The following is a 13,488-nucleotide window of genomic DNA, read 5'->3' on the forward strand; positions in this document are numbered from 1 at the left end:
AGGAAAAAAATGAAAAAAATAGTTATTATTGATGATGAAGAAAATATCTTAGATGTACTAAAAAAATATTTATTAAGAAAAGGGGTTTTTGAGATAGAAACTTATTCTAACGCAAAGCTTGCTATGCCTAAAGTTTTAAAAGGGGATTATGATTTAGTATTGTTAGATATCATGATGCCTGAGGTAAATGGATTGGATTTACTTGAAGAGATTAAAAATAACAATAAAAATCAGCATGTTATAATGATGACAGCATATTCAACAGAGGAAAAAATTATAAAATCAGATACTATAGGTGCAACTGATTATATAACAAAACCTTTTATCTCACTAAGAGATGTAGAAAATAAAATTTTAGATACTTTAGGGATGTAAAATATATCAGGCTGTTAATGCCTGATATTCATACAAAGAATAATCATCTGTCATACCACTAATATAATCTATAACTAATCGAGCTCGATAATACCATTCTAAAATATCTTCATTTTCATTATCTTTTAAAGTACTTACACTTTTTTTATATGCCACTAAGTGTTTTTTTGAGAGCCTTGAAAGCAGATTTTTACAAATCAAACATTTGATTTTTTCTCCATTTAGTAACATCTCAAATTCATATGTTGTAAGTTTTAAAAGAGGTTCATAAATATCAAATAATCCTTGAATAATAGCATATCCTTTGAGTTCAAGCTCTTGTACTTGAGTATTGGAGTAAATATACTCTACAGATATATTTTGTAAGATTTCTATAGCTATAGAACACTCATGAAACTTGTCAAACTCTAAAAGAGCATTGTTAAAAGAACCCTCAAAAATTGCATCATGATTTTCTATATAGAGATTTGAAACATAATTTACTAGTTTATATATCAGTTGTGCTCTTGTGAGTGTTAAAAACATATTGAACTGATAGGGCTCATCCTCTTTACTTTTTGCTTTAAAATAATTATCTTCAACGATATCTAAAAGCATAGTTTCATTTGTGCCATATTTGTCATTTACTTTGTAAGACTCTACTTTTATCAGCTCATAAATTTTATCAAGCGTTAAGATTCCTTTATCTACAGCATCTTCTATATCTGCACTTAAATATGAGATATCATCAGCAGCTTCCATAATATATGTAAGAGGAAACCTATGTCCTGGTTTGATTGCTAATGTTTCACTAAGATTCTCCACAAAATCTTTTTCACTAAAATAGTACCCAGGTTTTTTCTCTAAATATGAGAAACTATCATCTTCAGACTTATCTTCAAAAGCACCCCTTGTATATTTTATGATGGAGGCTGTTTGTGTATATGAAAGGTTCAATCTTTGTAGTTTATGAACTATTCTTATTGCTTGTGCATTTCCATCATAAGAACATAAATCTTTTTTGAGTTTCTCTTTTAGTTTTTCATTTCCATAAAGATTCATCAAATAGTTGTCACAACACTTTTCCATCCATTCGTTTATAGCTGTTTCACCAAAGTGTCCAAAAGGAGGGTTTCCTATATCGTGAAGTAAACTAGCCATTTCAGAAGTAGAAACAAAAGCATTTGCCATTGTATTTAAATGTGGGTCATCTAACTTTTTTAAAATAGTTTTAGCTATGAAACGAGCTGTTTGAGATACTTCTAGTGAGTGAGTAAGTCTACTTCTTACAGCAGCATTTAGTTCTAATGCAAAAACTTGTGTTCTTTTTTGTAGTCTTCTAAAAGCAGGGGTAGATATGATTCGACCCCGATCACTCTCAACAGACCAATCCAAATCAGACATCGGATAAAACTCTCTATGTGTTGTTAATTTTGTTGTGTAATCATTCATAGATATATTATATCTTATATAGTTGTAGTTTTATTTAAAATGAGATACCATACGATTAATGGAACTCATAGATAAACAAGAGGGCATCTATTTATTAGATGATGAAAACCTCAATTTCCCAACACTAGATATGATGAAAAATGACCTCGTAGCAATAGGTGGAGACTTTCATCCTCAAAGAATCATCAATGCCTATAAAAACGGACTATTCCCTTGGTTTATAGACGAGTATAATTATATTCACTGGTACTCTCCAAATGAGAGAATGGTACTCTTTCCTGATGAATTTAGACTTACTAAAAGTCTTAAAAGAACTATCAAAAACAAAGGTTTTGTAATCAAGTCAAATGAAAAATTTGAAGAGGTTATAAATAGATGTTCAAGTATCAAAAGAAAAGATGAAGATGATACTTGGATAAGCGAGCCATTTATCACGGCTTATACAAATCTTTTTAATTTAGGGTATGCTAGTTCTATTGAGTGTTATTTAGATGACAAACTCGTAGGTGGATTATATGGTATTATGGTTGATGATATTTTTTGTGGTGAGAGTATGTTTTCAGATGTAAAAGATGCTTCAAAAGTAGCTTTTTATTATCTTTGTGAACAAGCAAAACAAAATGGAATTAAACTTATCGACTGCCAAGTACATAACAATCATTTAGAATCTTTAGGTGCAAAAGAGATACCAAGAGATGACTACTTTAAATACCTTAAATAAGTAGAAACATAAATGCCAGGAAGATTAGCTATATACGACGATATCTTATTTAAAGAAGATATTTTTAAAACTTTTGGAAATTTTCAAGATGATATTCAAGTATTATTTAAACGATATAATATTGCACCAACAATAAACATACCTATATTTACCAATACAAAAATCTATACCTATGCACACTTTGGACTTATACCATCTTGGGCAAATGATAGAACAAATATCAATATCAATGCAAGAAGTGAAACGGTATTTGAAAAAAGTAGTTTTAGAGAAGCCTATAAACAAAGGCGTTGTATCATCCCTATAAATGGATACTATGAGTGGAAGAAAGATAATCAAACAAAAACAAGTACACCATATATGATACACTCATCAACAGACAACTACCTTGCATTTGCTGGAGTTTATGAGTACTGGCATGATAATATCACAGGGAAAACTATCTTAAGCTGTGCACTTCTTACAACACAACCAAACTCAAAAATAGAAGCTATACATGATAGAATGCCCGTAATATTACAAAAAAACGACTGGATAAAATGGCTTAATAATCAATCAAATTTTGAAACACTCAACAACTTATACACTCCATACTCAAACGAAAAAATAGATATAATAGAAGTAAACGATGTTGTAAATAGTGTAAAAAATGACACTATAGAGTGTATACAAAAATCTAAAAAAATAAAGCCTGTTCAAAAAACACTTTTTTGAACAACAGAATAAGGAATACAATGAAACAAATTTTAATGATTACACTCTTTTTTTTTAGTGCTCAACTTTTTGCAAACTACGCATTCAACAATGATAAAACTATCAAAATAGATATGCACGGTGGTAAAAGTGAACAGATGATTAACACACGAGAGTTTTCGAGAATCGGCTCAGGTGGTCTTCAAAAAATAAAACCTTTTATGCTAAAACAGCCAAAAGAACCAACAAAACCTGAAAAAAAAGATGTACCTCAATTAGAAGATATAAAACTCAAATAAGATTTGTTATAATTCAAAGATATAATAAAACTAAGGTAGATGATGAAAACATATAGATTTATTTCATGGAATGTAAATGGTATCAGAGCAGTTGAAAAAAAAGAAGCTTTAAAGTGGGTTGATAATGAAACCGTAAATATTTTAGGACTTCAAGAGATAAAAGCAGAAGAAGATCAAATCCCTGCAACGATTTTTGATAAAGAGTTTAGTTTTAGACATATCAATCCTTGTAGCATAAAAGGGCGCTCTGGAACAGCACTTTATAGTGATATAGAACCATTTTTTCATGACAACACAAAAAATGTTGACATATTAGACGAGGGACGCATCAATGAAGCGCATTTTGAATTTGGTGATAAAAAAGTAGCATACTTTAATGTATACTTTCCAAATGGACAAAGTAAAGAGGAAAGACTTGTTTATAAGATGGGTTTTTATGATCGATTTTTAGAACACTGTGAAACTTTAAAAAAAGATGGTTTCTCTATTATTGTTTGTGGTGATGTAAATACTGCTCACCACCCTATAGATTTAGCACGACCAAAAGCAAATGAAAAAAAATCGGGCTTTTTACCTATGGAGAGAGAATGGATGGATAAATTTCTTGCACATGGATATGTTGATACTTTACGGCATATAAAGGGTGACGAAGAGGAACTTTATAGCTGGTGGTCATATAGAGCAAATGCACGAGCAAACAATGTAGGCTGGAGAATTGACTATTTTTATGTAAGTGAAGATTTAAAAAACTCTATAAAAGATGCGTATATTATGAATGAATATATGGGGAGTGATCACTGTCCTATTGCTTTAGAGATACATTTATAATAGATTAAGGTTAATAATGTTGCAAATAAAAAATGTTGATTTTGATAATATAAATAGAAAGTATATACACTCTATTCGAAATGAAGTTTTTATCAATGAGCAAGGGATAGACCCTGAAATTGAGTACGATGGATTGGATAATTCTGCTATCCACACTTTAGTTTTTATAAAAGATAAAGCTGTTGGAACTGGTCGTATTTTAAAAGATGGTCATATTGGTCGTGTTGCTGTTTTAAAAAAATATCGTGGTCAAAATATTGGTTCTAAAATTATTACATCATTAATAGATGTAGCAGTTAAAAATCATTATAATCGCGTTTATCTTGGTGCGCAAAAACAAGCCATCAATTTTTATTTAAAACTAGGATTTACTCCATTTGGGGAGGAATTCATTGAAGCTACTATTTTACACCAATCTATGGAAAAAATATTGGATTAAAAACAAAACTTCACTCTAAATATAGTAATACAAGTTCTGTGTCACTCTGGTAAAATATCAAGAAAGATTATACTTGGTATAATCTTTCTTTTTTCTATACTATTTTAACTCTTCTCTTACAATCTCTACAGCTTTTACCATATTTTCTAAACTTGGTTTTACCTCTTCCCATTTTCTTGTTTTTAAACCACAATCAGGGTTTATCCATAATTGCTCTTTTGGTAATACTTCAAGAAGTAGTTTTATCTGATTCACCATCTCTTCTACACTTGGTATTCTTGGACTATGGATATCATAAATACCTGGACCAACTTCTTGTTTATATCCAACCTCTTTAAAAACTTTCAAAAGTTCGTTACCACTTCTTGCTGTTTCTATAGATATCACATCTGCATCCATATCTTCAATCGTTTTAATAATATCATTGAACTCACTATAACACATATGAGTATGTATTTGAGTTTCTTTCTTTGCAGAACTTACAGATATCTTAAAGTCTCTTACAGCCCATTCTTCATATATTTTTATTTTTTGTTTTCGTAATGGATAACCTTCTTTAAATGCCGCTTCATCAACTTGAATGATTTTTATACCAGCATTTTGCAAATCATCTATCTCATCACTTAATGCAACTGCAATTTGTTTTGATACTTCATCTCTTGGCTTATCATCTCTTACAAAAGACCAATTCAAAATAGTAACTGGACCTGTTAGCATACCTTTCATTATATTCTTAGTTTTACTTTGGGCATAAGTGATCCAGTCAATTGTCATAGGTTTTGGTCTACTAATATCTCCGTATATAAAAGGTGGTTTCACACATCTACTACCATAACTTTGTACCCAACCATTTTGTGAAAATCCATACCCTTGTAGTTGTTCTCCAAAGTACTCAACCATATCATTTCTTTCTGGCTCACCGTGAACAAGTACTTCTAGTCCACAATCCTCTTGAAAAACAATACAATCATCAATATACTGTTTCATCTGTTTTTCATAGTCTTCATATCTGATTTGATTATTCTTGAACTCTCTTCTTCCTTTTCTTACCTCTTGAGTTTGAGGAAATGAACCAATAGTCGTAGTTGCTAAATCTTTATATTGTAAAAGTTCTTTTTGGATTTTGATTCTATCTTCATATAAACCATCTCTTTGTAGTTTAGAATGGTTTTGAACTCTATTTTGAACCTCTTTATTATGTATAAGTGAAGAGTTTTTTCGACTATGATTTGCCGCTATATTATCTTCATAATCTTTTTTATCTTCCACATTTAATGAGTTAAGCCCCTCAAAAAAGACTTTTGATACTAAAGATATCTCATCAAGTTTTTCATACGAGTAACTCAACCAGTTTTTAATCTCCGCATCAAGTTTCTCTTCATACTGCAAAGTAAAAGGTGTGTGTAAAAGACTACAAGATGATGAGATAATAATATTATCTTTAGATACAACACTTGAGATACTTTCAAGTAATTTTATTGTTTGTTCAATATCATTTTTCCATATATTTCTACCATCTACCACACCTGCAATAAGTTTTTTACCACTATTTGCAATCTCATCAAGTAGATTTATATTTTCATCACCATGTAAAAAGTCAAGCCCAACTCCCCAAATAGGAGTTTCTATAAGTATTTTTGTAGCCTCATTTGAGTGTTCAAAATATGTAGTAACAATAATTTTAAGATTTGCACTAACAGTAGACAATCTATCGTATGTAGATTTAATAAGACTCAATACTTTTGGTTCATTGTCTTTAACAAATACAGGCTCATCGATTTGCACTGTAATATTTTCATCTAATTGTGCAATTTCATTTAATAACTCTTCATAAATAGGTAAAATCTTATTTACTAACCCAAATGTATCTCCTCTATCTATTCTTTTTGAAAGTGCTAAAAAAGTTATTGGACCTATCAAATTTATTTTTGTTTTGATCCCTAATGCTTTTGCTTCTTTATACTCTTTTATAATTTTCTTAGAATTTAATATATAGTTATCGTTTAGACTTAGTTCAGGCACGATGTAATGATAGTTTGTATTAAACCATTTTGTCATCTCCATAGCTACACTAGATCTATTTCCTCTTGCCATAGAAAAATATAACTCTTCATCTTTTAAATACTGAAATCTTTTAGGAATAGCACCCAATAAAACTATAGTATCTAACATATTGTCATAAAGGCTAAAGTCATTTGAACTGATATATTCTATACCTGCATTTTTTTGCTGTAACCAATGTCTCTTTTTTAGTTCCCCTGCTACTTTATTTACCTCTCGAAATGGACACTTATTTGCCCAGAAACTTTCTAAAACTTTTTTAAGCTCTCTTTGTTCTCCAATTCTTGGAAATCCTACTATGTAATTTTTTGACATTACTAATCCTTTAATATTTATAATTTTGTTTTTTTGGGTTAATTAAAGTGGTAAGAGAGGAGGGTGTACGCCAGTTCTTCTAAAAGCAAAATAAGTAGTGTAAAATGGACATCGTGGGATATATTTATAGCCCACAAGAGCAAGTCTAGTTTTTAAATTATAGACACAGTTACAATGACAAGATTTTCTTTGAACAAGAGAAGAAATAAGTAAAAGTTCACAAGGAGGATCATCCTCTTCGAACTCTTTATCTTCTTTTAGTACAGTATTGTGAAAGAGCGAAAATATAGATGAAACTTGACTTTGAAGTTTTTGTTCGACAGATGATGCCAGAATAGCACCAAAAGTAAAATAGTTTTTTCCAAACCCTTTTAATAGTTTCATATCTATATCTCCTTTCAAATTTTTAGAATTTTATTCCTTTTATCCTTAAAACTATTTGAGATAAGAAATTTACATAGGTTGTATATTAATCCAAAAATGTAAATTATAATTATAATTTTTACTTTATCCTTAACATAAAAAGATATAATAAATAAATAAAAAAAACTAGGAGAAATAAAAAATGTTTCATTTTGGAAAAACAGACGAAGAATCAGCTCGATTGAGTGCAATGGATGAAAATTATGCAATTATCTCATTTAAACCAGATGGTACAATAATAGATGCAAATAATAACTTTCTAAATGTACTCGGCTATAATTTAGATGAAACAGTGGGGAAGCATCATAGAATGTTTTGTGATAAAACATATGTTACAACACAAGCTTACAGTGATTTTTGGAAAGACTTAGCAGATGGGGTATCACAAATCAATGAATTTGAAAGAATAAGAAAAGATGGTCAGTCGATTTGGATTCAAGCTTCATATACTCCTGTAAAAAATAAAAGTGGGAAAGTGACTCGTGTAGTAAAATTTGCTCAAGATATAACAGAGTCAAAAAAAGTTATTGAGGCTGTTCAAAAAGCGATTGAGTTAGCAAAGACAGGTGTTATGGAGCAAACAATAACACAATCAACTACAAATGAAGGGATAGAAGAACTTAAAAATGGTGTAAATGATTTATTTAAAGTTGTCTCTACAAAGGTTGATGGTGATTTAAATAAGATTGAAGAAGCTTTATCTCTTTATCAAAAACTTGATTTTAGACATCGACTAACAGGAAACAATCTAGGTGAAGTTTCGCAAGGACTAAATAGTTTAGCAAATGTTGTAAATGAGATGTTAGTAGAAAATAAATCAAATGGATTAACTCTTGATAATAGTTCTGATCTTTTATTAAAAAATGTAGATATGCTCAATAAAAATTCAAATGAATCAGCAGCTGCACTAGAGGAAACAGCTGCAGCTATTGAAGAGATTACAAGCAATATTTCAAATAATACAAATAATATTATCCAAATGGCAGAACTTGCTTCAAATGTTACAGAATCTGCTTCAAAAGGTGAAGCTTTAGCCTCTCAAACAACAACAGCTATGACAGAAATAGACACAGAAGTAAATGCAATAAATGAAGCAATAACAGTAATTGATCAAATTGCATTTCAAACAAATATTTTATCACTTAATGCAGCAGTTGAAGCTGCAACAGCAGGTGAAGCAGGGAAAGGTTTTGCTGTAGTTGCACAAGAGGTAAGAAATTTAGCTGCAAGATCAGCTGAAGCAGCCAATGAAATTAAATCATTAGTTGAAAATGCAACAGGAAAAGCAAATGGTGGTAAAAAAATTGCAGATGCTATGATAAGTGGTTATACAACACTCAATACAAGTATCTCACAAACTATTAGTCTCATTAAAGATGTAGAGATGGCGAGTAAAGAGCAACTTACAGGTATAAATCAAATAAATGATGCTGTTAATAACTTAGATCAACGAACACAACAAAATGCTATGATTGCATCGCAAACACACGATGTAGCTTTCTCTACAGATACTATTGCAAAACTTGTAGTAAGTAACGCTAACGCTAAAGAGTTTTTAGGAAAAGAGGATGTTCAAGCAAAAGATATGAAAACCAATTTATCTCATACAACTAATACAAAAGTAAATTCAAACATACAAACTACAAAGAAAGTATCAACAAATACTCATAAACAAAGTCAGTCAAACATTAAACCTGTAGTATCTAATATTTCAAATGATGAATGGGCAAGCTTTTAAAGCTTTTCCATTTAGATTGTTACATCACACTTTATACTATGTGTAGCACATTTATCATAAATGGCATTTACTTCATCTCTAAACTCCCCATTGTCATCAAACATGATAAATGGTGGCAGTATCTTTAAAGGTGACTTAGAACCAATCCTTGCATATACCATTACTAAACTTGCTTCCTTTGAAGCGTTTGGGTGTAGAAACTGTACAGCTTCCATATTTAGTTTTGATTCTCCTATATATTCTACAATTTTATCTAACTGTTTCGCATCATAACAAAAGAAAAATTTTCCGTTATTTTTAAGTATTTTTGCAGATTTAGAAATAAACTGATCTAAAGGCATACTATCACTATATCGAGCTATTTTTAAAGATTCATTTTCACTTTTTATCACATCGCTATGATAAAATGGAGGATTAGAAACTATATAATCGAACTGTTTATCAAAAGTATAGTCTACAATACTTCCTTTATGGAGCGTATTTTCTATTCCGTTTACTTCAGAATTTTTCTGTGTTAAAAACTGAAAACTTTTTTGGATTTCACATTGGTTTAGATTGAGTTTTGGATAATCACGTGCAACTAAAAGCCCAAGTATCCCACTACCACTTCCTATATCTAAAAGATTACCTTTTATATTTTTATATTTTTCTAAATTTTTACAAATGAAATTATATAAAAAATGGGTATCGCTATTGTAGCAATACCCATTTTGTGGTTGATATAAGTTAAGTGTTTTAGACTTAGTGTAAGTCTGCATTCAGTTTAACTTCTCTTGTAGATCTCATAGCAATAATTTGACCATTTACAGAGTTTTGTCTAAAATGTACACCATTTACACCTTGGAAGTCCATACCTCTCATAAGTACAGAGATCTCTTTTTCTGGATTTGCTTCAGAAATTGCAGCAACTGCTTTTTCAGATAAAGTGATTTTTGTTCCTGGAAGGATTGTAACACCAGCATCTAAGATACAAGAGTCACCGATTGCAGTACCAGTACAAGAGTTAGCACCTAATAATGTGTTTTCACCAATAGAAACTGGAACACCATCTGTACCAGAAAGAACACCAAGGATAGAAGCACCACCACCAACATCAGAACCAGCACCAACAACAGCAGAAGAAGAAATTCTTCCTTCAACCATAACAGAACCTTCTGTTCCAGCATTAAAGTTAATATAAGCAGCACCAGGCATAACAGTAGTTCCAGCAGCTAATTGAGCACCAAATCTAACTTTTGCAGTATCTAGGATTCTTGTGTTATCAGCAGGGATAACATGTTGTAGGAATCGAGGGAACTTATCTACAGCATCGATGTTTGGATATTTTCCTGTTAATTTAAGAGTTAATTCATTTGCTCTTAACCAATCTAACTCAATAGGGTTGTTACCTTCCCAAGCTACATTGTGTAATAGTCCAAAGATACCATTTAAATTAAGACTTCTTAATGGTGCTTTTCCTGTAGAAAGAGCGTTTAATTTTAAATAAGCAGCTTCAACACTTAAAGCATTTTCATCTTCAAATACAAATACAACTTTGAAATCATCAGCAGATAAACCAAGCTCTCTTGGTAATGCAGAAAGATTTAAAATAAGTTGTACATTTTTATGAGCTTCACCCTCAGCTTCTTCGATATATGGGTTAAAACTTTTGATACAGTTAGCTACAAAATCATCTGTAATAGCAAATACTGCTTCTGATTTAGTAGTATCAACTTCTACACCTGATTCTTTTAAAGCATCCATAAATATAGCAGCAGAACCAAAGTTTTCATTCCAGTTTACAACTGGGTATGTAGCTTGTAGTATTTTATCACTATTTAATTGACCTCTATCAACTCTAGCTATACCAAAACCGATTGGGTTTTTGTACCAGCTTTGAGATTGGATATCTGCAACTTTTGCTTTAAATTCTTCTTGAGTTTCTAACATATTATTATTCCTATTATTGAGTATATTTTTACGAATTGTATCTAAAATGCGATAAATTATATATAATAAAGATTATTAATTATAAAAATATATTTAGCACTCAATTAATAAAAGTGCTAATTATTTATAAAACTTTAGCTTTCTTTTATAAACTTATGTTAAAATTTCACCCTAAAATTTAATAAATTACATAAAAAAAGGAATATATTATATGGCTAAACATGAATTTCAAACAGAAGTAGGGCAACTACTACAACTTATGACACACTCACTATACTCAAACAAAGAGATTTTTATACGAGAGCTAGTATCAAACGCAAGTGATGCTATTGATAAACTAGAGTACTTAAAATTAACAGATGAAAAACTAAAAGGTATAGAATCTACTCCACAAATCAACATCAAAATTGATGAAGAAGATAACTCTTTAACAATCGTTGACAATGGTATTGGTATGAATGAAGCAGACTTAATCGCTTCTATTGGTACTATTGCTAAATCAGGTACTAAATCTTTCATGGAAAACCTAACAGGTGACGCAAAAAAAGATAGCAACTTAATTGGTCAATTTGGTGTAGGTTTCTACTCTGTATTTATGGTAGCTGATAAAGTTGATGTTATCTCTAAAAAAGCAGGTGAAGAGCAAGGGTTCAAATGGTCAAGTGATGGTTCAGGAAGTTTTGATTTATCTCCTTGTGTAAAAGAAGAGCATGGTACTGTTATCTACATCAAACTAAAAGAGGAAGAGATCAGTGAATTTGTTTCTAAACCTAGAGTAGAAACTATCGTTAAAAAATACTCAAATCATATCGCTTACCCAATTTTCTTAATCTTTGATGAAGAAGTAACTGAAGAGTTAAGTGAAGAAGATAAAAAAGCTGGAAAAGAACCAAAAAAATCTATGGAAAACAAAAGAGAGCAAGCAAACGAAGCAACTGCACTTTGGAGTCAGCCAAAAGCAAAACTAAAAGCTGAAGATTACAATGAGTTCTACAAAACTATCTCTCATGACTCTACTGATCCTATGGCTTATGTACATACAAGAGCAGAGGGTGTTAGTGAATATACTACATTATTCTATATTCCTGCTATTGCTCCTATGGATATGTATAGAGTTGACTATCAACCAGGAGTTAAACTGTATGTTAAAAAAGTATTTATCACTGATGATGAAAAAGAGCTTTTACCTACATACTTAAGATTTGTTAGAGGTATCATAGATAGTCAAGATTTACCATTAAATGTTTCAAGAGAGATTTTACAAGAAAATAAAATCATGGCAAACATCAAACAATCTTCTGTTAAAAAAGTTTTAAGTGAAATCAAAAAACTAGCTAAAGATGAAGAGAAATATAAAGAGTTTACAGCTCAATACAACAGACCTCTAAAAGAGGGTGTATACCAAGATCATGTAAATAAAGATGCAATCTTAGAGCTTGTAAGATACAAATCTACAAACGACACAGAAAATATGACATCTCTTGCAGCATATAAAGATAGAGCTGATACTGAACAAAAAGCTATCTACTACATTATAGGTGATGATGAAAAAGTTCTTAGAAACTCTCCATTATTAGAAAGTTATAAGAAAAATAATATTGAAGTTCTTATCTTAGATGACAAAGAGATTGATGAAGTTATCACTCCAGGTATCGGTTCATATAAAGATTGGGATTTAAAAGATATTACATCTTGTGAAGCTCCAAAAACAGAACAAACAGAAGAAGAGAAAAAAGAAGTAGAAGAAAAATTCAAATCTATCGTTGAAAAAATCACTGGTGTATTAGGTGCAGAAGTGAAAGAGGTAAAAACTACTAACAGACTTTCTGATTCTCCATCTTGTGTTGTTAAAGATGCAAACGATCCTATGGCTCAAATGGCTCAAATGATGAAAGCAATGGGACAAGAAGTACCAGAATCAGCTCCTATCTTAGAGATCAATCCTGATCATGAGATTGTAAAAGCTTTAAATGGTTGTTCAGATGATACTATGATCGAAAATATTTCATGGCTATTATTAGACCAAGCAAAAATGTCTGAAGGAATGGAAATCAAAGATACTGTAGCATTTACAAAAAGATTAAATACTGTTATGGCTAAAGCTTTTTAGTTTTAACTTTTAAAATATAAAAAAGCTCTCAAATTTTATATTTGAGAGCTTTTTTTATGCTTCTATTATATAGAATGTAAATTTTACAAAAAAGAATCACTTTTTTCAGTTTAGATTAATGTTTTT

Annotated in this window: 13 protein-coding genes; 8 read left to right on the forward strand and 5 right to left on the reverse strand. The window is 30.5% G+C overall.

Translation table 11 applies throughout. From position 1 onward, the window contains the following. Window positions 1-9 precede the first annotated feature (9 nt). Entirely contained in the window at window positions 10-375 is a 366-nt protein-coding gene (locus tag ACMCMH_RS11360; protein ID WP_412725664.1) for a response regulator transcription factor, read from the forward strand. Between the two features lie 6 nt (window positions 376-381). On the opposite strand, the gene dgt is transcribed toward ACMCMH_RS11360, so the two are convergent. Next, complete coding sequence (gene dgt, locus ACMCMH_RS11365) at window positions 382-1,806, reverse strand: dGTPase (RefSeq protein ID WP_412725666.1); 1,425 nt, start codon at window positions 1,804-1,806, stop codon at window positions 382-384. Between the two features lie 58 nt (window positions 1,807-1,864). On the opposite strand from dgt, the gene aat reads away from it, so the two are divergent. From aat to ACMCMH_RS11390, 5 genes are read left to right on the forward strand one after another with little or no spacing between them, the layout of a single operon-like run. Continuing rightward, entirely contained in the window at window positions 1,865-2,527 is a 663-nt protein-coding gene (gene aat / locus ACMCMH_RS11370; RefSeq protein ID WP_412725668.1) for a leucyl/phenylalanyl-tRNA--protein transferase, read from the forward strand. Between the two features lie 12 nt (window positions 2,528-2,539). Then, window positions 2,540-3,241, forward strand: coding sequence for an SOS response-associated peptidase (locus ACMCMH_RS11375; RefSeq protein ID WP_412725670.1), 702 nt, complete (start codon window positions 2,540-2,542; stop codon window positions 3,239-3,241). A gap of 20 nt (window positions 3,242-3,261) precedes the next feature. Continuing rightward, the gene (locus tag ACMCMH_RS11380) at window positions 3,262-3,519 is read left to right on the forward strand and encodes a hypothetical protein (RefSeq protein ID WP_412725672.1); all 258 of its coding nucleotides are present in this window, start codon (window positions 3,262-3,264) and stop codon (window positions 3,517-3,519) included. A gap of 39 nt (window positions 3,520-3,558) precedes the next feature. Then, complete coding sequence (locus ACMCMH_RS11385; RefSeq protein WP_412725674.1) at window positions 3,559-4,347, forward strand: exodeoxyribonuclease III; 789 nt, start codon at window positions 3,559-3,561, stop codon at window positions 4,345-4,347. Between the two features lie 16 nt (window positions 4,348-4,363). After that, entirely contained in the window at window positions 4,364-4,786 is a 423-nt protein-coding gene (locus ACMCMH_RS11390) for a GNAT family N-acetyltransferase (protein WP_412725676.1), read from the forward strand. A 99-nt stretch (window positions 4,787-4,885) separates the two neighbouring features. Here the strand turns inward: ACMCMH_RS11390 and metE are convergent, their stop codons facing one another. Further along, on the reverse strand, window positions 4,886-7,162 hold the full coding sequence (gene metE, locus ACMCMH_RS11395) for a 5-methyltetrahydropteroyltriglutamate--homocysteine S-methyltransferase (protein ID WP_412725678.1): 2,277 nt from the start codon (window positions 7,160-7,162) through the stop codon (window positions 4,886-4,888). A gap of 42 nt (window positions 7,163-7,204) precedes the next feature. Then, on the reverse strand, window positions 7,205-7,546 hold the full coding sequence (locus ACMCMH_RS11400; RefSeq protein ID WP_412725680.1) for a hypothetical protein: 342 nt from the start codon (window positions 7,544-7,546) through the stop codon (window positions 7,205-7,207). A gap of 181 nt (window positions 7,547-7,727) precedes the next feature. Between ACMCMH_RS11400 and ACMCMH_RS11405 the strand changes: the two genes are divergently transcribed. Next, window positions 7,728-9,323 (forward strand): methyl-accepting chemotaxis protein, encoded by a 1,596-nt coding sequence (locus tag ACMCMH_RS11405; RefSeq protein ID WP_412725682.1) that lies wholly within the window; start codon window positions 7,728-7,730, stop codon window positions 9,321-9,323. Between the two features lie 11 nt (window positions 9,324-9,334). On the opposite strand, the gene ACMCMH_RS11410 is transcribed toward ACMCMH_RS11405, so the two are convergent. After that, window positions 9,335-10,081: a tRNA1(Val) (adenine(37)-N6)-methyltransferase gene (locus tag ACMCMH_RS11410; protein WP_412725684.1), complete on the reverse strand. Its 747-nt coding sequence runs from the start codon at window positions 10,079-10,081 to the stop codon at window positions 9,335-9,337. Next, the gene (locus tag ACMCMH_RS11415; protein WP_412725686.1) at window positions 10,065-11,252 is read right to left on the reverse strand and encodes a tetrahydrodipicolinate N-succinyltransferase N-terminal domain-containing protein; all 1,188 of its coding nucleotides are present in this window, start codon (window positions 11,250-11,252) and stop codon (window positions 10,065-10,067) included. Before ACMCMH_RS11415 ends, ACMCMH_RS11410 begins: the two co-directional genes overlap by 17 nt. 211 nt (window positions 11,253-11,463) lie before the next feature. On the opposite strand from ACMCMH_RS11415, the gene htpG reads away from it, so the two are divergent. Next, complete coding sequence (htpG, locus tag ACMCMH_RS11420; protein ID WP_412725688.1) at window positions 11,464-13,362, forward strand: molecular chaperone HtpG; 1,899 nt, start codon at window positions 11,464-11,466, stop codon at window positions 13,360-13,362. Window positions 13,363-13,488 lie beyond the last annotated feature (126 nt).

This window comes from Arcobacter sp. 15-2, from assembly GCF_047159865.1.
Classification (GTDB): Bacteria; Campylobacterota; Campylobacteria; order Campylobacterales; family Arcobacteraceae; genus JAIOSF01.